We start from the raw sequence: 20,453 nt of genomic DNA, 5'->3' as shown, positions 1-20,453 counted from the left end.
AGCGTAACGAGACGCTGCCTCTCTTCGTCGAGAAAACCCATGAAATACAGGGGTTGAGTGATCTTTTGAAGCGACGTGAAGATTATATGGCTATGAAAAAAGCCGAGATGAATCGTGTCAAACATCCTCGTTATGCCAGCTTGAAACAGGACGTCGAATCCCACCTCCCCTATGTCAACGAGCAAATTCATATCATCGAAACGCAGATAAAAAACTGGTCACCACGTCGCTCGCTTTGACGAAAAAGATGGATGTTCTAACCAGCGTCAAGGGTATCGGTGCGCAAACGGCTTGCACGCTTCTAGGCCTGATGCCTGAACTGGGCGAATTGACTAGGAGGCAGGCAGCGAGCCTGATGCGCCCCCCACGCGCGAGACAGCGGCAAAAAGAGCGGCTACAGGCAGGTTTGGGGTGGTCGTCATAAAATCAAAACCGCTTTGTTTATGGCCTCTTTAAGCGCCTGTCGTTCCAACACCCAGCTCAGCGTATTTTTCAAACGACTCGTTCTTGACGGCAAGAAAAAGATGGTCGCCCTGGCTGCCGTTATGCGCAAACTTATAGTTATCCTTAACGCTAAACTCCGCGATAGAAAAATCTCTTACCTGCGTGAAGAACATGGTAGATGACAACAGGGCAACGAGAAGCCTGGAAAAGCCAAAGCATCACCCAGGGAAAATGAAAGAGGACAGGGCTTAGATTTCTCCCTTTGGTCGAAATGAATGGTAGGGGAGCGAGTCGCCCGGAGAAGCCGAAGCGTAATCCGGGGAAATCAGGAGGGCGGCACGGGATATTCCTGGATTCCGTTACCCTGCATCCGGGCCACGACTGAGTGATTCACTCCTGCTTGGGACGACGGTAAAAACGAGTAGTTGATTTTTCACGAGACGGGCACCGATGGCAAAATACAAACCCCAGCATACGCGCTTGCTGTTCATCGATAGGAAGATACGGGAAAAACGGTTTCTCCTAACCGCAACTCGCTTGCCGAAGAATGGGAGACCAGCTACAAGACCATCCAGCGCGACCTCGACTATCTGCGCTATGAGCTGGATGCGCCCCTGGCCTATTCGGCCAAACATCGCGGCTACTACTACACCGAGGAGCAGTACCAGCTGCCGGCCATCAACATCCGGGAAAGCGATCTGTTTGCCATTTACCTGGCTGACAAGCTGCTGGGGCAGTACGAGGGCACGCCGGTCTATGATAGCCTCCGCTCGGTGTTCCGCAAAATCGAGGAAAGCCTGCCGGACAAGGTGGCGACCAAACCGGGCAACGACCAGCCGCTGTTCACCGTCCTGCCGCCCTTTGCCACGGTGTTCGACTGTCTGCGGACCTCGGCCCGGCTCGAGATCGAGTACCGCAGTCCCGGCGGCGAGCCCAAATGGCGGCAGGTCGATCCCTATCACGGGGTGCGGTTTGAGGGGGATTGGTATGTGGTCGGCCACTGCCACCTGCGCGGCGCGATCCGTACCTTCAGCCTGGCCCGCATGGTCACGGCGAGGAAGGGCCGGGAGCGGTTCGCGCTGCCCGCCCACTTCGATTTCCGCCGCCTTTTCGGCAGCCATTTCGGCATTCACTGGGGTGAGGGGGAAGCCGAAGTCCGAATTCGGTTTGCCGCCCACGCCGCCGCCTATGTGCGGGAGCGCCTTTGGCATCCGTCGCAGACCATCCTGGAGCAGCCGGACGGCTCGTTAATCATGACCATGACGGTCAACCATCTGCTGGAGTTAAAACGGTGGATTCTGTCCTGGGGCGATGCGGCCCAGGTGCTGGCTCCGATCGAGTTGGTCAACGATCTGCGCGAAACGGTACAGCGGATGGCGGCTTTCTAGGGCGATGGGGGATGCGAGGCAAGAAACGCAGGGCTGATTTTAGTTGCTCTTCCCGGCCCGGCCTTGCTACCTTAGGGGTTTAAAAAGACGGGGCGGCAATCGCCCCTCGCTGCACTTTAAAAAATGCACAAGGAAACCCAATGACGACACAGGATAATCAGCGCGTCTATCTGGACGATCTGGGTAAGCGATGGCAGAAAAGCGCGGATCAAATTTTGGAGATGGCCATCAGCGGCACGGTGGCATTATGGATAGAGTTCCCTAACGTCTTCTTGCAGAAGATGGGCAAGGTCAGCGGCGGTAAAAAGAAAAAGACCCCGGCCCCGCAACTGCAGGTTCAGGCTGTGGTGAAGCCCCAGGCAGAGGTGTTGACGATGATCCAGGGCCGATGCGACCGGATGCTGATTGGGGCCGAATTTCCCTGTCTGGATGCCGACAACAAGGCGGTCATGGTTACCAATTCGGTGGGGGAAGAGTGGGGAGAAACCAGCATGATCGGACTCAAACCTAATACGCTTTTTGCCCGATTGGACGAAGTGATTCAATTTGAACGCAAGCACGGCATCGGTCCGGAAACGGCCGGTCTTCTGGAGCAGGGTCAACAGGCACCGCTCCAGCAAAAAAAGACGCCCGCAAACCCGAAGGACCATCCCTGCTTTGCCTTAGAGCTTCATGTGGCTGAAAACTGCTGGAACGCCCATTTTTCCCAGGCAGAGGCGGAGAATCCGGGCATCAAAAAAGCCGACATCCTGGCATGGCTGCGGCAGCAGCATCCCGAGCTTTCCAAGGCGGCGACCGAGCGGATTGCTCTGGTTGTCACTCCTACCAAAGACAGTAGCCGCTAGATAAGCGACAGGCGCACCGACCATGAAAATCCATCCTTTCAATAGCCGTTGGCTTTTTCTCCTGTTCCTCCTCCTACCGACGCTGCTCTTTGCCAAGGCAGACATCGACGGGTTCAAAGGCATGCGTTGGGGCAGTAACCTTTCCGACCTGCAACAGACTAAAAAACTGGTCCTGACCAAGGAAGGCGGCAAGAGCGGCTCCGCCCTCTACGCCCTCGAAAACGAGGAGCTACGCTTTGGCAAAGCGACGCTCACCGGCATTCAGTACTCGTTTACCAAGGAGAGGCTCCACGGCGTCATCCTGCTGTTCACGGGGGGCAAAAATTTTGCGGCGATGAAAGCAGAGGCCATAGCCAAGTTCGGCGAAAGCACGAAAATAGAACTAACCGGCGAGGAGATGTACAACTGGGCAGGTCCCATCACCAACACGGTTCTTTCCTACAACCAAAAAAGCCAGTCCGGTTTTTTGTTCATGAAGCCCAAAAAGATGCCGCCGCCGACCAAAGCTGCGGAGAAACGAAAAACAGCCAGTCCGGCCGATCTGGAAACAGCTCTAGACAAGGCACCACCACCCAAAGTCCCGGCAACGCGGCCGGCAACCAGCCCGGCTGACCTGGAAACCGCTCTGGACAGGGCGCCGCCTCTCCCCCAGCAAGGGGCCGTCGAGACTTTCCCCCCTGAAATCCAGGGCCTGATCGACCGCGATCAGGCATTAACCCAACTGTGCTGGGAAACGGCCGGTCCGGCCGCCGATGCTGCCTGTGTGCAGATGCGCGATAATATGGACCGGCTTAAAGCCATGGGATTGTGCGTAGTGCCAGGCGCTTCGGGGCCATCGGGGACGGAGATCGTCTGGCGACGGTGCGGACCGGCAGCTGCGGCAGCACCGCAATCGACAGTTCAAGTAAGCCCGCAGCCGATCCCCCAGGGGACATCGCAAATGCTGCCTGAGGCGGCAGCACAACAGGCGATTCCCCAAGCCGCACCCCCAAACGATGCGAGAAACCAACTGTGTCGACAGATCGGCGAACTTTTTACCTCAGCGGCGGAGATGCGGAACAACGGCGTTGAACCACAGATCGCCGAGGGTGAGTTAATCTGGTACCAGACCGACCAGTTCCCCGAAATCACCATAGAACGAATCCGGGAAACTGTAGAACTGGTCTATTTCGATCAGTCGTATGCCCAAGCATCGGGCGACCAGCTCAATCAGCAAGTCAGCAGGAGTTGTGCCAACAAACGCGGCCCCTATGCCCAACCCTTGCCGTGACCCGGCTCGTCCGGGAGCGGCTAGATTGACGAGTGGGCTTGGGTAAAGCGATCAGGAGGGCGGCGGATCGATCCGCAAAATCCACAGATCACCGCTAATCCAGGCCTCTCGTTCCTTGCGCAGGAGGGTCGGTTCCAGGGCCAGGACCGTCCAACCCGTGGATGCGGCGATCTGGCGGATATAGTCGTGGGAATAGGCAAACCGACCGGTTTGGAGCAGCTGAAAGCCGCCCGCAGCCAAATGTTCCGTGGAAAAGCAAAAGAGTGCTTCCGGTCGGGCAAGGGCTTGGGCAGCTGTAAATATTTTAAGTAGATCACCAACATAGATAAAAACATCGGTGGCCAGGAAAAAGTCATAGGTCTCGCCGGTTGCATCGAGATGATGGCTGATGCTGTCCGGGTGGAGCAGGGTGTAACAGCCCTTTTTAGCCGCCTGGGTCAGCATGTTGCGGGAAAGATCGACGCCGTCGAGCACGTTGACCACTCCCTTGAAGGAAAGGCCGCTGAGGCCGGTGCCGCAACCAAGATCAAGGCCGTGCTCATACGCAGAGCTACGGGCGGAGCTGTTGCACAGGCACTCGAAGAGCTTTTGCGGGTTGTCGTAGCCCAGTTCATCCACCAGGCTATGCTCAAACCCCTCGGCATAGGTATCAAAAAAGTTGCGGACATAGGCATCCGGGGCCTGGTCGAGCGGAGTGCCGAGCAATGAGGCCAACAGGTAGCGAACGGATTCGTCCTCGGGCCGCAGTTCCAGAACCTGGGTATAGTGCAACTGTTCCGCCTCAGTTGGAAATGGACATTCAAGCTGTTTGCATTAAGGGGTTATGGGGAGCCGTATTATCTCCCCTTGGGGTGATTGGCCCGTAGGCACGAAGTCGTTTTTTCTTTCTCAGTTCCCGGGCTTTTTCCAGTTTTTTGTCTCGCTCTTTGAATATTTCCTGTTCTCTGCCGTTCAATTTGTCCATCGGCGCGATATATCCGATGGCGCTGTGCAACCTGACGTTGTTGTAGTGATGGATAAACCCTTCAACCATTCTTCGGGCATCGTCAAGGGAAAGCGGGACACCGGGACGAATACATTCCCCCTTGATGGTTGCGTGGAACCGTTCCAATTTGCCGTTGGACTGCGGATAATATGGCGATGTCCGCACATGCGTCATTCCCGAGATACGGATGAATTCTTTGAAATCCTGAAGAGGTGCCGATTATTGAGACAGGTGTATAAGCAATGAACCAACCTATTTTGCAAGGAGAAGTTCAATGTCAAACCCACCTCATCGTCCACGTCACAGCGCAGAATTTAAGGCCACAGTAGCCCTGGCCGCACTGTCGGAGTCCAAGACTCTGGCTGAACTGGCTACTGAGTACCGGGTTCACCCGACCCAGATCACCCGCTGGAAGCAGGATCTGACCAAGAACGCTTCTGAGCTTTTTGGCAAGGGCAAGAAGAAAGAAGTCAACCATGAGGCCGAAGTGGCCGAGCTCCACCGTCAGATCGGCAAGCTCAAGGTTGAGAACGATTTTTTAGCCAATCTGCCCGGTCTGAACTTGGCCGGGCGCAGAAACAACAGGTGATCGCTATGGGACATCCTGAAGTTTCTGTTCAGCGTTGCTGCCAGCTTTTCGGACTGCCTCGTTCCAACTATTACCGCGGCCTTGGCTTCGGTCTACGTGTTGGTGATTTGGAACTGATGGCCCGGATAGACAAACTCTATATTGAGCACCCCTGGATGGGGAGCCGTTCCTTTGCTGATCACCTCACAACTCCCGAACTCGTGGTGGGAAGAGGTCGTGTCCGTCGCTTAATGCGGGTCATGGGCATCGAGTCTTTAGCTCCCAAGCCGGGCACCAGCAGGCGACAGCCGAAGCATCCGGTCTATCCCTATCTGCTCCGGGGAGTGACCATTGACAGGCCCGATCAGGTGTGGGCGACTGACATCACCTACATCCCTATGGCTCGGGGTTTCATGTACCTGATCGCGATCATGGATTGGGCCACCAGAAAGGTTCTCGCCTGGCGACTATCCAACACTCTGGACACCAGATTTTGCGTTGAGGCTTTGAAAGAGGCTCTCTTTAAATATGGCGCTCCTGAGATATTCAATACTGATCAGGGGTGCCAATTCACCAGCGAAGCGTTCACCTCAGTCCTCAAGGCCTGGAACGTCAAAATCAGCATGGACGGCAAAGGACGATTCAAGGACAATATCTTTATCGAGCGACTTTGGCGCACCCTGAAATACGAAAGGATCTACCTGAAGTCATACGAAACGGGAACTGAGCTTGTCAAGGATCTGACTTCCTGGTTCGGCTGGTATAATGAGAAAAGAAAACATTCGTCACTTGACAAGCAGACTCCAAATGAGGCTTATTCAAAACGAATCGAACAATTGAGCAAGGCAGCCTGAGGCCTGTAACTGTATAATAAAAGCAACATTGCTTATTTCACACCTCAGGATGTCTCACAAACCCCGACCACCTCATCCTTGGCAATAAATTGTGGCCCGTTATCTGAAATGATCCTTGGCCGGGCTTCGGGAAAGTGCTCCTTGGCGCGTTGCAGGATGATCTCCACATCCATTTCCGTCATCTGTTCCCTGATCTCCCAGTGGACAATGAAACGACTGCATCCATCGAGAATGCTGCACAAATAATAAAATGTGCCGCAGATGTTGATATAAGAAATGTCCACATGCCAATGGTCATGGGGCCTGAGCGGTTGCACAAAGCCGGTGCCCTTGAGGCTTTTCTTCCGGTTCCATTTCTGCAGCAACCCTGCCTGGCCTAGAACTCGCCAGGTGCTGCTGGGGCTGACGGCAACGATGTCCTGATCCAGTAGCATAAACGTCAACCGCCGATACCCCTCAAGGGGATTGTTGACAGCAAAATTGACGATCGCTGCCCGTTCCCAAGGTTCAAGCCAGAAATCCCGGGGGATCAGCCCATTATGTTCGTTGGCCTTGCCGTACCGCTTGATCCATGCATAAAACTTGCTCCTGGAAACGGCCAGCCAAGCGATGATCTCTTGCAGGGCCACTTCAGCTTTCTTGCTCCAATGCTTGCTGAAATCAACAACGGTATCACGTGTATCATGAGGAACCCAGCTACCATTCAGAGCTCCCCAAGTTCTTTTTTTAACTGGATATGCTCCTCCAGCAACTCGGAAAGAACTTCATGTTTCCGACGCAATTTATCTTCAAGCTGATGGATTCGTTGTTCTTGTACCTTCTTGGAGTCTTTGTTTTCTAGGGCAAAAGCAGCAGCTCCCTTTTCGAAAAACTGCTTTTGCCAACCGTAGAATGTATTCGGCTGCAGTTGGTATTCATCGCAGAGATCCGATACCGTTTCCCGGCCAACCAGGTGGCGCTTGAGGATGATTACCTTCTCTTCAGGGCTGTAGTTGTGACGTTTCTTTCGCATGGACTTTCCTCCGTTCATAATGGTTTATCATGAACAGCTCAAAAGTCCTATTCCCGTTGAACCAAGACAATCCGACTTATTGATGTTACCAGGAATATCTTTGCTCCATTTTTCATACACTGCCATGCTTGTTTCTATTCCAGCTATGGTTTTCATTATTTGTCCTCGCTATTTTGGTTCATTCAACCTCTCGCGTAATTGTTTGCTCGGACGGAAAGTGATCAGTTGAATAATCCAGTCTTAGGCATTGCCAATGACATCTGCCGGCCATATAATTTAAGTACAGCCAAGTCATCTGACCTCGCACCGGTGCCCGACTATCGCTCGGGGCAGTTCGATTAATAATCGAACTTGCAATAGAGTCATCGAGTCACGAGGGAATGACGAAGCTAAAAGAGTCGAGTCATCTGGCCTCTCAATGGAGAATCCTCCAGAAGAGGTAGGCGGGTAAACAGCCATCCGCTACGCCAGAGTGACCCGGCTTTTCTTTTTTGTTTTATGCAATCCCCGACAGGTCTTGTCAGTGTCACATTCAAGCAATATATTTTAAGTACAGCCACTAAAATTCTGACCTCCCCCAAACGGATGCCCGACGATTGTTCGGGGCGTGCCGAGTATTGATCGGACGTACAAATGGAAGCCATCCGGTAAGGTCAGAATGATTTGGCTGATATAAGTCGAGTCGTTTGGCTCTCACTGGTGACTCTCCTTACCAGATAGGGGGTGGCGAGAAGTGCCTACCCTGAAGCCAGATGGCCCGGCTTCTTTTATGTTTCCACCATCATTCTGGAAATTTTTTCTGAATTAAAACAAAAGAGAAGGAAACTGTCTAATGCTCACATTAATCCGGGATGTTCGCTGATCTCATTATCAATCCCATCAGGATCAGGCGCGTTAAAACGTATAATATTCTGTAGATGAAACAGGCTTTCAGGTGTGATCTTGGTAAATCGCACACTCACTGATTCCCCATCACATCGAGCGATTTCACCGTAGACCTCTACCCCCAAGTCAGGATTTGCTTGTTCCAAAGGAAGCCAAAACCGGCAGGTAGTACCAACTTCCAAGCGTACATTCGTTACCAACAGGCAACCTCCAACACTGAGATTCTCAATATTAGAAAAGGAAATGACATTGCAGTTCACTGTCAAATCCGCTGCCATGTTGAACTGAACTCGAGTGAACCGCCGTTTCTCCTCTGACATTGCTTGCCCTCTTTCTTGTTATCCCTGCTTGATGGTGTCAAAATACCTTTGTTATCGATCCATATTTATTCCATCACCAAAATGTGTGTCTTGGATTCCATGAACTGGGGGCATGGACACATCTGATGCCATCGATGAGGGTTGCAGAACTACAGGGAAAAGCTTTCCAATATCAAGGCCACCATGACCTTAACGAATCGCTACGACGCGGCGAAACGTACCGCCGTCACTGCTGCCAATCTTATTTTATCGTGACTATTACACCAATACTGGCATAACCATCCTGATTCCCTTGTGGTCGGTGCACAATGCCACAATGGTTACCGTTCTTTTGGCTTGGCATTACTTTGTAGCGACCAGAGCATTTAACACCATGAAGACGCAATTGAGCACATTCCGTGCTGGTTAACTCCCTGCCCTCGACGGGGACCTCGCTGTTCAGAACCCTGTACTCCTGCATGAGTCATACCTCCAAAACGCATGATATCAGTATTTTCATGGCATTGAATGGAAAAATCATCTTGAGGTGAAATTGTGGTCAGGTTGAGGCATTCCCGAACAGTGAGCTCTCGCAACCCGCATCCGTACCTTGTAGTTAAGAAGGATTTTCAAGAACAGATGCGAGCAGCGTTGAGTTAAACGCCAAGGGGTGATGTCGAATTTCCTATTCTTATGGCGATACCCGTGCCACACACTCAGGAGTGTTGTTTCGCGGGCTATTCACCTGGCTGCTCACCCGGTATGCCTCCATTGATTCATCCGGGTACGGCGCCAGCATCTCCAACGCCTCTTTCTGCCCTGTGCCATGATCAAGCCAGGCGGCCAGTGCTCCTTGATTCAAGATCACAGGTATTCGGACGTGGATCTCTCGCATGAACCTACAAATACTGCTCCACTTGCACTGGGGGTCGCTTCAAAATTCAAAAAAATCAAACGGTTATTAAAAATAAGAGTTACAAATACAGGCAGTTATTCAATACCATTCCGCTTTCAACCTGCCATTGGAGCAATCCATGAACACCACCGTTTCCCCTTTTTCCGAAGACACTTATTCATTTCCTCCTCTCACCCTACGAAGCCTGCAACTATCGGAGGCGGGATTGATCAGCACGACGTTAGCAGCAATGGATCCCTGGAAAAGGCTGGGTTTTTCCGCCAGCGCACTTCACTGCTACCTCATTGGCCCCGATCCCGCTCTCAACCGCTTTACTGTACAAGATTCGCAAGAGACGGTTGGAGTGGTCTGCATGCGCTCTCCCTGGCTTCGTGGACCATATCTCGAATTGCTGGCAGTATTTCCCACCGCCCAGGGTCGGAAGATAGGACAAACGATTTTGTACTGGATCGAGAAACAAGCCCTACTGACCTCAAACAACATCTGGGCAGTGACTTCGGAGTTCAACACGAGGGCACGACGGTTTTACAGGGCAGCCAATTTCGTTGAAATCGCCCCTCTGAAAAATCTTGTCGCCAATGGGTATAACGAAATTCTGCTCAGGAAAGTCCTTGAGCAAACAGCCCCAGACGATTCCAACTGAATGATTTTTTATTAGTAAATTTTATCTGGACTGGTTATGACTTCACGGAGCAAGACAAAACGGTATCCCCTTTGACGCAATTCCTGGACAATTTCGGGAAGTGCTTCTCCAGTGCTGTAGCCTCGGCCATTAATGTGGAAGATGAGAATATTTCCGGGTCTTGCTCTGCCCAAGATCCATGTCGACAGCCGTTTTGGGGTGATTCGTTTGTCCGGATCGCCGCTAGCAAAAGTCCAATGGACTACCTGATAGCCAAGCCCTTCTATTATGCGCAAAGTCCTTTGATCGTAATTCCCGGCCGGAAACCGAAAAAAGAATGGCGTGCGACCGGTAATGTCAGTCAAGAGTCGTTCACATTCAACAACCTCACGGATAACCTCGTTTTTTTCGAGCCCTTCCATATGTTGACGATGGTTCATAGAATGATTTTCTAACTCAACGATCGGGTTCTGCACCAATGCCCTCAAGGCATCGGCGTTATGCTTGGCAAATTTGCCACTGACAAACACCGTAAAGGGAACACCTTCCTCGAGCAGATACGCAACAATTCTTTGATCCAAAAATGAAGGAGTTCTAGTTTCACAGGCATCGAAGGTCAGAGCAATAACCTTGTTGTTAGTATCCGGCAGCCTAGTTACAACCTCGGCGCTACAGAGACCATGAATCAAAATAACCGGGAAAAGAAAAGGTACGCCCCAACTCTTCAACTAACTTCTCCTCCCCTCCAATTCAGCCTTGCTTTCCGTAGATATTAATGAATACGTTAGCGTCAAGCTGAATTATAACAATTGTGCCCATATTTAAGATGGTTAGCCTCTCTGGCAGAGTTCTGCATGTGAGGAGTTTTGCCGGGGATTGCCCCCGAGACAACTTGTTTTTTATTATTCAGTTTCATAGCTGGCCAAAATTTCTCCGAAATAGAGCGTATGGTAATCTTTTTTTGGATACAGTTTCTCTAATTTACTATCGAGAAAAGCGTTATCCATTGCCGATTTGTAGACAATTTTGCATTCATAGTGAATACCGGGAATGTCGACAATGGGAGATTCCGTACACTTTGCCTGTTTTTGTAGTAAATTACATTCTTTGAACTTATCAAAATCTCTACCTGATTTTGTGCCACAATAAGCAACAGCCTTGTTGTGTTCGTCACCAGATGGAATCGTAACGGTAAAATTGTCCGTTTTTTCAAGCAATGTGAAAGTATATCTCGAATCTCTGACGGCAATCATAAAAACAGGTCTTTGCCATATATATCCAATTGTTGCCCAACCAATTGTCATGGTATTGACGATACCGTCCGCCTTAACTGTCAGAAATGCGCCTTTTTTTATTCGTTCCATTAATTCGACAGCTTGTTCAAGATAGTCTCTATCTTTCATAATCATTTCCCTTAGTAATAATTAGCTTTTCAGGATGAAGGCGCAATTCGCATTTTCAACCTGCTGGGTTTTGTAATCTCAGTCAAAACTGATGGTAAGCTCTGGATAGGTGAGACAGAGAGAGTTTGACGCTGAACGATGTGTCTTGGTTCAACGGGAATAGGACTTTTGAGCTGTTCATGATAAACCATTATGAACGGAGGAAAGTCCATGCGAAAGAAACGTCACAACTACAGCCCTGAAGAGAAGGTAATCATCCTCAAGCGCCACCTGGTTGGCCGGGAAACGGTATCGGATCTCTGCGATGAATACCAACTGCAGCCGAATACATTCTACGGTTGGCAAAAGCAGTTTTTCGAAAAGGGAGCTGCTGCTTTTGCCCTAGAAAACAAAGACTCCAAGAAGGTACAAGAACAACGAATCCATCAGCTTGAAGATAAATTGCGTCGGAAACATGAAGTTCTTTCCGAGTTGCTGGAGGAGCATATCCAGTTAAAAAAAGAACTTGGGGAGCTCTGAATGGTAGCTGGGTTCCTCATGATACACGTGATACCGTTGTTGATTTCAGCAAGCATTGGAGCAAGAAAGCTGAAGTGGCCCTGCAAGAGATCATCGCTTGGCTGGCCGTTTCCAGGAGCAAGTTTTATGCATGGATCAAGCGGTACGGCAAGGCCAACGAACATAATGGGCTGATCCCCCGGGATTTCTGGCTTGAACCTTGGGAACGGGCAGCGATCGTCAATTTTGCTGTCAACAATCCCCTTGAGGGGTATCGGCGGTTGACGTTTATGCTACTGGATCAGGACATCGTTGCCGTCAGCCCCAGCAGCACCTGGCGAGTTCTAGGCCAGGCAGGGTTGCTGCAGAAATGGAACCGGAAGAAAAGCCTCAAGGGCACCGGCTTTGTGCAACCGCTCAGGCCCCATGACCATTGGCATGTGGACATTTCTTATATCAACATCTGCGGCACATTTTATTATTTGTGCAGCATTCTCGATGGATGCAGTCGTTTCATTGTCCACTGGGAGATCAGGGAACAGATGACGGAAATGGATGTGGAGATCATCCTGCAACGCGCCAAGGAGCACTTTCCCGAAGCCCGGCCAAGGATCATTTCAGATAACGGGCCACAATTTATTGCCAAGGATTTCAAAGAATTCATCCGTATCTCGGGAATGACGCATGTGCGGACATCGCCATATTATCCGCAGTCCAACGGCAAATTGGAACGGTTCCACGCAACCATCAAGGGGGAATGTATTCGTCCCGGTGTCCCGCTTTCCCTTGACGATGCCCGAAGAATGGTTGAAGGGTTTATCCATCACTACAACAACGTCAGGTTGCACAGCGCCATCGGATATATCGCGCCGATGGACAAATTGAACGGCAGAGAACAGGAAATATTCAAAGAGCGAGACAAAAAACTGGAAAAAGCCCGGGAACTGAGAAAGAAAAAACGACTTCGTGCCTACGGGCCAATCACCCCAAGGGGAGATAATACGGCTCCCCATAACCCCTTAATGCAAACAGCTTGAATGTCCATTTCCAACTGAGGCGGAACAGATGTGCTGATCACCGGCGCGTTTCAGCGCGTAAGGTCCTACGGCTTGATACTAGAGAAGGCCCCCTGAGCACCCGGCGGACTATTCCGCTATAATGGGGGTATCAGCAACCCTTAGCAAGGAGGCCTTCTCATGCGATTGTACACCAAGCAACACAAGCATTACTGTGGAATCGACCTGCACACCAACAAAATGTACCTGTGCATCCTCAGCCAGGAAGGGGACATCCTGCTCCATCGCAACATCAAGACCGAGCCGGAAACCTTCCTCAAAACCATCGCCCCCTATCGGGACGATCTGGTGGTGTGCGCCGAGTGCATGTTCTCCTGGTACTGGCTGGCCGATCTCTGCGCCACGGAAAACATCCCCTTTATCCTCGGTCATGCGCTCTACATGCGAGCCATCCACGGCGGCAAAAGCAAGAACGACAAGATTGACTCCCAGAAGATCGCTGCCTTGCTCAGGGGCGGCCTCATTCCCATGGCCTACGTGTATCCCCAGCGGATGCGTGCCACTCGGGACCTGATGCGCCGGCGCAACCATCTCATGCGCAAGCGGGCCGAGCTCTTTGCCCACACCCAGAATACCGCCAGCCAGTACAACCTGCAGGTGCCTCTGGGCCGGATCGCCAAACCGCAAAACCGGGAAGGCTTGCTGGATCGGTTCGACGATCCCTCGGTGTGCATGTCCATGGCCGCCAATCTCGACATGATCGACGCCTATGACCGGGTGTTGGCCGTCCTCGAACAGGACATCATTGCCCACGCAAAGGAGCATGACCCGACTGCTTATGCCCTCTTGAAGAGCATCCCCGGCGTGGGCCGGATCAATGCCCTCAATCTGCTCTATGAGATCGAGGACATCAGCCGCTTTCCCAGGGTTCAGGATTTCGCCTCCTATTGCCGCCTGGTCACCTGCTCCAAGGAATCCAACGGCAAGAAATACGGCAGTGGCGGCAAGAAGATCGGCAACGCCCATCTCCGCTGGGCCTTTTCCTTGGCTGCGCAACTGTTCCTCAAAAGCAACGAACCGGGCCGGCAATTCCACGACAAGCTGGTGCGGAAACACGGCAAAGGCAAGGCGCTTTCCATCCTGGCGCACAAGCTCGGCCGAGCGGTCTATTTCATGCTGAAAAACCGGCAGGGGTTCAACATGCATACGTTCCTGGCCGTCTAATCGAGGGGACGGGCGAGCCCGACACCTAACTGGAGCTTTTTTCGAGCATATCCGCATGGCCCTCCGGAGCATATCCTCCGTCTGCCGTCAGCATTATGGGCCATGGTCTGCCGGTTGCACCGCAGCCAGAAGGCTTGATTGGCCGTCCGTCCCGCTCGTTGAACATCTGCTTGTTGATGTGGTTCTGCCCCTCACCCGAGCCCGGCTCTAACTCTGGCATGCCGCCGCATGACCAAGCCGTTTTGAATGGGACGGCACGAGGGTACGCGATTGTTTCTAGGACGCGACAACAAAATCCTTGCCGCAATCACCCGGCCTTCGTTCCCGGCGAGCCCGCGAATGGAACCCGGTCTCCGACGAGCAAGAGAGTGGCCCATTCTCGACCGGGTTCCATTCGCTCGTTGCTCTTGCCAGCATCGTCTTAACTGGCAAAGTGGTTGATCCTCGATAAGTGTTTGGCGCAGAGTCACTCTGTCGTCGAATATGAAACCCAAGTCAGGGCGCGCTTCATCGGGCAATTGGTCGGATTGTACCGACCACAGAGTGATAAGTTCATCGCTCCCGGATACCTTTATCCGTTGACAACCGGGGGCCTTCTAAGTGTTGGCCAAATTCCAGTCGAATTCGATCATGGTTAGAAAGGCCGTTGCGATAATCATGTGGCCGGTTTTATTTGGATGCACACGGTCATCACAGAGAGACTGTGTGGGTCGGTGTTGAAGGTAACGATCAAATGCAACCTGGACATTGACAAATATCGCATCGAACTCGCCAGACAGTCGTGCCACTACCTTCCCGTACGCATCCATGCGCTCACGCATTGGATCCGTCCGATTGGGTTCGATGAAATAGGGAGACATCAACATGAGGTGGTCGGGGTTTGTGAGACATCCTGAGGTGTGAAATAAGCAATGTTGCTTTTATTATACAGTTACAGGCCTCAGGCTGCCTTGCTCAATTGTTCGATTCGTTTTGAATAAGCCTCATTTGGAGTCTGCTTGTCAAGTGACGAATGTTTTCTTTTCTCATTATACCAGCCGAACCAGGAAGTCAGATCCTTGACAAGCTCAGTTCCCGTTTCGTATGACTTCAGGTAGATCCTTTCGTATTTCAGGGTGCGCCAAAGTCGCTCGATAAAGATATTGTCCTTGAATCGTCCTTTGCCGTCCATGCTGATTTTGACGTTCCAGGCCTTGAGGACTGAGGTGAACGCTTCGCTGGTGAATTGGCACCCCTGATCAGTATTGAATATCTCAGGAGCGCCATATTTAAAGAGAGCCTCTTTCAAAGCCTCAACGCAAAATCTGGTGTCCAGAGTGTTGGATAGTCGCCAGGCGAGAACCTTTCTGGTGGCCCAATCCATGATCGCGATCAGGTACATGAAACCCCGAGCCATAGGGATGTAGGTGATGTCAGTCGCCCACACCTGATCGGGCCTGTCAATGGTCACTCCCCGGAGCAGATAGGGATAGACCGGATGCTTCGGCTGTCGCCTGCTGGTGCCCGGCTTGGGAGCTAAAGACTCGATGCCCATGACCCGCATTAAGCGACGGACACGACCTCTTCCCACCACGAGTTCGGGAGTTGTGAGGTGATCAGCAAAGGAACGGCTCCCCATCCAGGGGTGCTCAATATAGAGTTTGTCTATCCGGGCCATCAGTTCCAAATCACCAACACGTAGACCGAAGCCAAGGCCGCGGTAATAGTTGGAACGAGGCAGTCCGAAAAGCTGGCAGCAACGCTGAACAGAAACTTCAGGATGTCCCATAGCGATCACCTGTTGTTTCTGCGCCCGGCCAAGTTCAGACCGGGCAGATTGGCTAAAAAATCGTTCTCAACCTTGAGCTTGCCGATCTGACGGTGGAGCTCGGCCACTTCGGCCTCATGGTTGACTTCTTTCTTCTTGCCCTTGCCAAAAAGCTCAGAAGCGTTCTTGGTCAGATCCTGCTTCCAGCGGGTGATCTGGGTCGGGTGAACCCGGTACTCAGTAGCCAGTTCAGCCAGAGTCTTGGACTCCGACAGTGCGGCCAGGGCTACTGTGGCCTTAAATTCTGCGCTGTGACGTGGACGATGAGGTGGGTTTGACATTGAACTTCTCCTTGCAAAATAGGTTGGTTCATTGCTTATACACCTGTCTCAATAATCGGCACCTCTTCAGAGAGCCTCTTTCAAAGCCTCAACGCAAAATCTGGTGTCCAGAGTGTTGGATAGTCGCCAGGCGAGAACCTTTCTGGTGGCCCAATCCATGATCGCGATCAGGTACATGAAACCCCGAGCCATAGGGATGTAGGTGATGTCAGTCGCCCACACCTGATCGGGCCTGTCAATGGTCACTCCCCGGAGCAGATAGGGATAGACCGGATGCTTCGGCTGTCGCCTGCTGGTGCCCGGCTTGGGAGCTAAAGACTCGATGCCCATGACCCGCATTAAGCGACGGACACGACCTCTTCCCACCACGAGTTCGGGAGTTGTGAGGTGATCAGCAAAGGAACGGCTCCCCATCCAGGGGTGCTCAATATAGAGTTTGTCTATCCGGGCCATCAGTTCCAAATCACCAACACGTAGACCGAAGCCAAGGCCGCGGTAATAGTTGGAACGAGGCAGTCCGAAAAGCTGGCAGCAACGCTGAACAGAAACTTCAGGATGTCCCATAGCGATCACCTGTTGTTTCTGCGCCCGGCCAAGTTCAGACCGGGCAGATTGGCTAAAAAATCGTTCTCAACCTTGAGCTTGCCGATCTGACGGTGGAGCTCGGCCACTTCGGCCTCATGGTTGACTTCTTTCTTCTTGCCCTTGCCAAAAAGCTCAGAAGCGTTCTTGGTCAGATCCTGCTTCCAGCGGGTGATCTGGGTCGGGTGAACCCGGTACTCAGTAGCCAGTTCAGCCAGAGTCTTGGACTCCGACAGTGCGGCCAGGGCTACTGTGGCCTTAAATTCTGCGCTGTGACGTGGACGATGAGGTGGGTTTGACATTGAACTTCTCCTTGCAAAATAGGTTGGTTCATTGCTTATACACCTGTCTCAATAATCGGCACCTCTTCACCCTGACCTGGAGCGTTGAAGAAAAATATCAGATTACGCACTGCGATGGTGAAATTTTGAGAGGAGATTAATATTCAACTATCGAATTATTAAAAGTCAATTGGGTATATTATGATAGAACAACAAGAAGCAGAACAGCAGACCTTTCAACAGACAGATTTTTCTACGCGAACACACCTGACATCTCAGGAACTCGCCGAAAGATTACGAATGTCACCTGGTACACTGCAAAATTGGAGGACAAAAGGTTTTGGTCCGAGGTATATAAAATTCGGGAAACACGTTCTCTACCCGATTTCTTTGGTTGAAACATGGGAAAATAGCTATCTCAAAGGGAACACTGCCCAATGAACGCTACGACCAATGTGCGACCAGTAATTTTTTTTACTGATCGCACATATCTTCAACTGCTTGAAATTACTGGAGCCGATAAGCGGACTTGAACCGCTGACCTACTGATTACGAATAAGCTACAGGCTATTTTTGCAAGTAGTTGATTTGTCTTTATATTACTGATTTCGTTGAAAATTATTCTTCCTTTTCTCTTCCTTCCCCTGTCTTATTTTGGGCTATTTTCTATATTCTTTGTCGCCATTTTGTCGCCAGCGAATGTATTGCCTTTGTATCTCGGCCACCGATTATATCCGATTGCAGGGTCATTTGACTGGTACTGGTTGATAAACTCAATCTCTCTCTGGTTGACCTCTTGGTCGGTGGCGTTGTCTGATTCCCACAAAATCTGCTTACGAATGGTAAAGTCTCGCAACTCTTCTATCGTAAAATCTTCTTCGATTAACATTTTATTAGCGCTCCCAAAATAGTTGGCGCTGAACACCAAATCCTTGCCGATGTAAATTTTTCCGTTCGGGTAGATAATTTTGTAAATTATTTTAAGTTTAGCCATAATGTTATCCACTTCACATATTTTTAGGAAATGCTAAACTGTGTGTATAATTAACCTAAATAAAAATGTATGGGAACAATCATTCCAACAGTAGGACGTGTCGTCTACTACAAATCATACGGCACACCAAACGGAGAATATAAACCAGAGGACAGAGCGGCAATCATCACCGCGGTCAAAGACGCCGAGGCTGGCATTATTGACATCTGTGTTCTTAACCCAACTGGTTTCTTTTTCAACCAGAACGTGAAGAACGGCCAGGAAGGTGGTCAATGGGATTGGATGCCATATCAGAAGGCGTCTGCTTCAAACAGCCAATCGGCCGAGCCGAGACCTAAGAATTAAATTAAATTTATGGAAGGAACATCAACTGGTGAGTCTCAAACACCACAAAAAAAAGATAACATAACCATAAATAAAATAGCCAACGGCTTTATAATATCTTTCGGATATGGATCTTTTAATGTCAATTATTTTCCGACTATCGAAGATGCGATGAACCGTGCAAAGGAATATTTTGGATAAATTGAAAATAAATATTTTAATTTAACCTTTAAATATTATCCATTTATCGACTGATTTGTCGCCAGATTGTCGCCAGACGAAAAAAGGCACCTACCTGAATAAGGTAAGTGCCTGTTTTTACTGGAGCCGATAAGCGGACTTGAACCGCTGACCTACTGATTACGAATCAGCCGCTCTACCAAACTGAGCTATATCGGCATTGAGGCAGGTTTTGCGCCCGCAGGATGCGGTTTGAGGCTTCTTGATGTAGCAATTTTATGGTACAGTGTCAAGATTATGAATTGCTCTTTCGTCTCGTTCCTCATGATTCTTCTGCTGCTAAGCGGTTGCCGGACAGAGGAGGCTGCGCTTCCCAAATCCCAGCAACCGCAGGCAACCCAGCCAGCGATCACGCCCCCAGCAAAAGTCGGCTGCACGGGGTGTCATGATGCTATCAAGCTTGATCCGGCCCACCAATTGACCTGTATTTCCTGCCACAAAGGGGTCGATAATGAAGGCCAAATCGAAAAGTCCCATGCCGGTCTTATCGTCCAGCCGAGTCACCCGGAACGAATGGCGGCAACCTGCGGCTCCTGCCATCCCCAACAGATAGCGTCTGCCACCCATTCCCTGCATTTCACTCTTGAGAATAAAATCAACACAATCCGGCGCCATTTCGGAGCAGAGAACCACCTGAGTGTGCCGGGGGAAATCCCGGTTGCCACCTCGTTCACCACTGCGCTTGCCCTGGCCGACGACATGCTCCGCCGCCGATGTCTGCGTTGCCATGTTTATGCCAAAGGTGACGATTATACCGCCGTCACCCATGGCACAGGGTGCAGCGCGTGCCACCTGGCATTCAAGGATGGCAAAATGCAAAGCCACGCCTTTAGTGCTCCCACGGACAAGCAATGCCTGAGCTGTCACTACGGCAACTATGTGGGCAGCGATTACCATGGCCGATACGAACATGATTTCAGCTGGGAATACCGCACCCCCTACACCACCCAAACTCGCCAGAACATTATACCTCGCCCCTACGGGGTTGAGTCGCATGATCTGGTTGGGGATATCCACCAGCAGCACGGTTTCCTGTGTATTGACTGCCATCGGAACAGCGGCCATGGCCCAAAGGCTGCACTCACCTGCGGAACCTGCCATGGCTGGCAACCAGGACAACCGACGCCCTCTTTACCCAATCTCCGGAGCCGAGATAAATCGTTGATTCTCACCACCAAGGCAGACGGCAAGGAACATGTTGTGCCGTCGCTGCAACACCCGGCTCACCGGCAATACGGGCAAAAAGTCGCCTGTCAGGTCTGCCATGGACAATGGAGCTTCAACGATGCACCCACCCATTTATTGCTCTCCAAGGTTGCCGAATACGAGCCCTGGGAGCGGCTGACCGTGCAGGGTAGTTCCGAGGTCGAGTCGCTGCTGGATCATAACCTGCAATCTTCCAAAGAGTTACCGTTGGCCATGCGCGACGGCCTCAACGGCGAGTCGCGACCGGGAATCTGGTATCAAGGATATGGACAACGCCGCTGGGAGCAAATAATCATCCAAAAGGATACGGACGGCGTCATCAAGGTTTTTCGACCGATTCTCGACCTTCACCTGTCAATGGTTGAAGCCGACGGCCTGGTTCCTTTTGACAGCGTCAGCGGTCAAGGATCAGGACTTCGCCCCTACACACCGCACACCACTGGCCACGCGGGGCTCTTTTACCTCGATCGGTTCAAACACCTCCTCCCTTCCGACGGCAAGTAATTTTC

Annotated in this window: 28 protein-coding genes and 1 tRNA gene; 13 read left to right on the top strand and 16 right to left on the bottom strand. The window is 51.3% G+C overall.

The genetic code is table 11. The annotated features are described in order from the left end of the window. The first annotated feature begins 92 nt into the window (after window positions 1-92). The 4 genes from ACHZCX_RS00895 to ACHZCX_RS00880 all read left to right on the top strand — a co-directional run bounded on the left by ACHZCX_RS00895 (window position 93) and on the right by ACHZCX_RS00880 (window position 3,947). Window positions 93-239 carry a hypothetical protein gene (locus tag ACHZCX_RS00895; RefSeq protein ID WP_319585363.1) on the top strand — a complete coding sequence of 49 codons (147 nt, stop codon included), beginning with the start codon at window positions 93-95 and terminating at the stop codon, window positions 237-239. A gap of 978 nt (window positions 240-1,217) precedes the next feature. Continuing rightward, window positions 1,218-1,832, top strand: coding sequence for a WYL domain-containing protein (locus ACHZCX_RS00890; RefSeq protein ID WP_319585362.1), 615 nt, complete (start codon window positions 1,218-1,220; stop codon window positions 1,830-1,832). Window positions 1,833-1,972: 140 nt separating this feature from the next. Next, the gene (locus tag ACHZCX_RS00885) at window positions 1,973-2,677 is read left to right on the top strand and encodes a hypothetical protein (RefSeq protein ID WP_319585361.1); all 705 of its coding nucleotides are present in this window, start codon (window positions 1,973-1,975) and stop codon (window positions 2,675-2,677) included. Between the two features lie 22 nt (window positions 2,678-2,699). Then, window positions 2,700-3,947: a hypothetical protein gene (locus ACHZCX_RS00880; protein WP_319585360.1), complete on the top strand. Its 1,248-nt coding sequence runs from the start codon at window positions 2,700-2,702 to the stop codon at window positions 3,945-3,947. A gap of 51 nt (window positions 3,948-3,998) precedes the next feature. Here the strand turns inward: ACHZCX_RS00880 and ACHZCX_RS00875 are convergent, their stop codons facing one another. After that, complete coding sequence (locus ACHZCX_RS00875; protein ID WP_319585359.1) at window positions 3,999-4,718, bottom strand: methyltransferase domain-containing protein; 720 nt, start codon at window positions 4,716-4,718, stop codon at window positions 3,999-4,001. A gap of 28 nt (window positions 4,719-4,746) precedes the next feature. Further along, window positions 4,747-5,097, bottom strand: coding sequence for a transposase (locus ACHZCX_RS00870; RefSeq protein ID WP_319585358.1), 351 nt, complete (start codon window positions 5,095-5,097; stop codon window positions 4,747-4,749). A gap of 109 nt (window positions 5,098-5,206) precedes the next feature. On the opposite strand from ACHZCX_RS00870, the gene ACHZCX_RS00865 reads away from it, so the two are divergent. Continuing rightward, window positions 5,207-6,354 (top strand): IS3 family transposase gene (locus ACHZCX_RS00865; RefSeq protein ID WP_319585211.1). Its coding sequence is split into 2 segments (ribosomal slippage): window positions 5,207-5,465 and window positions 5,465-6,354, totalling 1,149 coding nucleotides; the frame shifts between segments, so codons are not numbered across the junction. Window positions 6,355-6,398: 44 nt separating this feature from the next. Here the strand turns inward: ACHZCX_RS00865 and ACHZCX_RS00860 are convergent. From ACHZCX_RS00860 to ACHZCX_RS00840, 5 genes are all read right to left on the bottom strand, one after another. Then, window positions 6,399-6,983 carry a DDE-type integrase/transposase/recombinase gene (locus ACHZCX_RS00860; protein WP_319585357.1) on the bottom strand — a complete coding sequence of 195 codons (585 nt, stop codon included), beginning with the start codon at window positions 6,981-6,983 and terminating at the stop codon, window positions 6,399-6,401. A 74-nt stretch (window positions 6,984-7,057) separates the two neighbouring features. Next, window positions 7,058-7,384, bottom strand: coding sequence for a transposase (locus ACHZCX_RS00855; protein ID WP_319585208.1), 327 nt, complete (start codon window positions 7,382-7,384; stop codon window positions 7,058-7,060). Window positions 7,385-7,393: 9 nt separating this feature from the next. Further along, window positions 7,394-7,522: a hypothetical protein gene (locus ACHZCX_RS00850; RefSeq protein ID WP_319585356.1), complete on the bottom strand. Its 129-nt coding sequence runs from the start codon at window positions 7,520-7,522 to the stop codon at window positions 7,394-7,396. Window positions 7,523-8,202: 680 nt separating this feature from the next. Beyond that, window positions 8,203-8,571 carry a PilZ domain-containing protein gene (locus ACHZCX_RS00845; protein ID WP_319585355.1) on the bottom strand — a complete coding sequence of 123 codons (369 nt, stop codon included), beginning with the start codon at window positions 8,569-8,571 and terminating at the stop codon, window positions 8,203-8,205. Between the two features lie 670 nt (window positions 8,572-9,241). Further along, window positions 9,242-9,445, bottom strand: a complete 204-nt coding sequence (locus ACHZCX_RS00840) for an SOS response-associated peptidase family protein (protein ID WP_319585354.1) — start codon at window positions 9,443-9,445, stop codon at window positions 9,242-9,244. Window positions 9,446-9,584: 139 nt separating this feature from the next. Between ACHZCX_RS00840 and ACHZCX_RS00835 the strand changes: the two genes are divergently transcribed. Next, on the top strand, window positions 9,585-10,109 hold the full coding sequence (locus ACHZCX_RS00835) for a GNAT family N-acetyltransferase (protein ID WP_319585353.1): 525 nt from the start codon (window positions 9,585-9,587) through the stop codon (window positions 10,107-10,109). Between the two features lie 11 nt (window positions 10,110-10,120). Here the strand turns inward: ACHZCX_RS00835 and ACHZCX_RS00830 are convergent, their stop codons facing one another. Further along, the gene (locus ACHZCX_RS00830) at window positions 10,121-10,816 is read right to left on the bottom strand and encodes a polysaccharide deacetylase family protein (RefSeq protein WP_319585352.1); all 696 of its coding nucleotides are present in this window, start codon (window positions 10,814-10,816) and stop codon (window positions 10,121-10,123) included. A gap of 174 nt (window positions 10,817-10,990) precedes the next feature. Beyond that, the gene (locus ACHZCX_RS00825; protein WP_319585351.1) at window positions 10,991-11,491 is read right to left on the bottom strand and encodes a flavin reductase family protein; all 501 of its coding nucleotides are present in this window, start codon (window positions 11,489-11,491) and stop codon (window positions 10,991-10,993) included. Between the two features lie 192 nt (window positions 11,492-11,683). Here ACHZCX_RS00825 and ACHZCX_RS00820 point away from each other — a divergent pair, with 192 nt between their 5' ends. From ACHZCX_RS00820 to ACHZCX_RS00810, 3 genes are all read left to right on the top strand, one after another. After that, window positions 11,684-12,010 carry a transposase gene (locus ACHZCX_RS00820; RefSeq protein ID WP_319585208.1) on the top strand — a complete coding sequence of 109 codons (327 nt, stop codon included), beginning with the start codon at window positions 11,684-11,686 and terminating at the stop codon, window positions 12,008-12,010. Window positions 12,011-12,084: 74 nt separating this feature from the next. Beyond that, window positions 12,085-13,026 carry an IS3 family transposase gene (locus tag ACHZCX_RS00815; protein WP_319585350.1) on the top strand — a complete coding sequence of 314 codons (942 nt, stop codon included), beginning with the start codon at window positions 12,085-12,087 and terminating at the stop codon, window positions 13,024-13,026. Between the two features lie 159 nt (window positions 13,027-13,185). After that, window positions 13,186-14,229 (top strand): IS110 family transposase, encoded by a 1,044-nt coding sequence (locus ACHZCX_RS00810; protein WP_319585255.1) that lies wholly within the window; start codon window positions 13,186-13,188, stop codon window positions 14,227-14,229. 25 nt (window positions 14,230-14,254) lie between these two features. Here ACHZCX_RS00810 and ACHZCX_RS00805 read toward each other — a convergent pair whose 3' ends face one another. From ACHZCX_RS00805 to ACHZCX_RS00790, 4 genes are all read right to left on the bottom strand, one after another. Next, on the bottom strand, window positions 14,255-14,449 hold the full coding sequence (locus ACHZCX_RS00805; protein ID WP_319585256.1) for a hypothetical protein: 195 nt from the start codon (window positions 14,447-14,449) through the stop codon (window positions 14,255-14,257). Between the two features lie 720 nt (window positions 14,450-15,169). Beyond that, window positions 15,170-16,317 (bottom strand): IS3 family transposase gene (locus tag ACHZCX_RS00800; RefSeq protein WP_319585211.1). Its coding sequence is split into 2 segments (ribosomal slippage): window positions 15,170-16,059 and window positions 16,059-16,317, totalling 1,149 coding nucleotides; the frame shifts between segments, so codons are not numbered across the junction. 66 nt (window positions 16,318-16,383) lie between these two features. Continuing rightward, entirely contained in the window at window positions 16,384-16,881 is a 498-nt protein-coding gene (locus tag ACHZCX_RS00795) for a DDE-type integrase/transposase/recombinase (protein ID WP_319585349.1), read from the bottom strand. Window positions 16,882-16,886: 5 nt separating this feature from the next. Continuing rightward, on the bottom strand, window positions 16,887-17,201 hold the full coding sequence (locus ACHZCX_RS00790; RefSeq protein WP_319585348.1) for a transposase: 315 nt from the start codon (window positions 17,199-17,201) through the stop codon (window positions 16,887-16,889). A 180-nt stretch (window positions 17,202-17,381) separates the two neighbouring features. Here ACHZCX_RS00790 and ACHZCX_RS00785 point away from each other — a divergent pair, with 180 nt between their 5' ends. Further along, entirely contained in the window at window positions 17,382-17,621 is a 240-nt protein-coding gene (locus ACHZCX_RS00785; protein ID WP_394708730.1) for a helix-turn-helix transcriptional regulator, read from the top strand. Window positions 17,622-17,829: 208 nt separating this feature from the next. On the opposite strand, the gene ACHZCX_RS00780 is transcribed toward ACHZCX_RS00785, so the two are convergent. Continuing rightward, window positions 17,830-18,174 (bottom strand): hypothetical protein, encoded by a 345-nt coding sequence (locus ACHZCX_RS00780; RefSeq protein ID WP_319585347.1) that lies wholly within the window; start codon window positions 18,172-18,174, stop codon window positions 17,830-17,832. Between the two features lie 69 nt (window positions 18,175-18,243). Here ACHZCX_RS00780 and ACHZCX_RS00775 point away from each other — a divergent pair, with 69 nt between their 5' ends. Both ACHZCX_RS00775 and ACHZCX_RS00770 read left to right on the top strand, forming a co-directional pair. Continuing rightward, complete coding sequence (locus ACHZCX_RS00775; RefSeq protein ID WP_319585346.1) at window positions 18,244-18,519, top strand: hypothetical protein; 276 nt, start codon at window positions 18,244-18,246, stop codon at window positions 18,517-18,519. A gap of 9 nt (window positions 18,520-18,528) precedes the next feature. After that, window positions 18,529-18,699 (top strand): hypothetical protein, encoded by a 171-nt coding sequence (locus ACHZCX_RS00770; RefSeq protein ID WP_319585345.1) that lies wholly within the window; start codon window positions 18,529-18,531, stop codon window positions 18,697-18,699. Window positions 18,700-18,820: 121 nt separating this feature from the next. On the opposite strand, the gene ACHZCX_RS00765 is transcribed toward ACHZCX_RS00770, so the two are convergent. Together ACHZCX_RS00765 and ACHZCX_RS00760 are read right to left on the bottom strand one after the other, a co-directional pair. Beyond that, a tRNA-Thr gene (locus tag ACHZCX_RS00765) sits at window positions 18,821-18,897 on the bottom strand. Between the two features lie 120 nt (window positions 18,898-19,017). Next, window positions 19,018-19,563: a hypothetical protein gene (locus ACHZCX_RS00760; RefSeq protein ID WP_319585344.1), complete on the bottom strand. Its 546-nt coding sequence runs from the start codon at window positions 19,561-19,563 to the stop codon at window positions 19,018-19,020. On the opposite strand from ACHZCX_RS00760, the gene ACHZCX_RS00755 reads away from it, so the two are divergent. Further along, window positions 19,552-20,448, top strand: coding sequence for a hypothetical protein (locus tag ACHZCX_RS00755; protein ID WP_319585343.1), 897 nt, complete (start codon window positions 19,552-19,554; stop codon window positions 20,446-20,448). The two genes, ACHZCX_RS00760 and ACHZCX_RS00755, sit on opposite strands and share 12 nt — an antisense overlap. The last annotated feature ends 5 nt before the right edge of the window (window positions 20,449-20,453 follow it).

The sequence above is a fragment of the uncultured Desulfobulbus sp. genome, assembly GCF_963662935.2.
GTDB lineage: Bacteria > Desulfobacterota > Desulfobulbia > Desulfobulbales > Desulfobulbaceae > Desulfobulbus.
The sequence above is the reverse complement of the archived record's forward strand: the minus strand, read 5'-3'. Positions and strand labels throughout refer to the sequence as shown.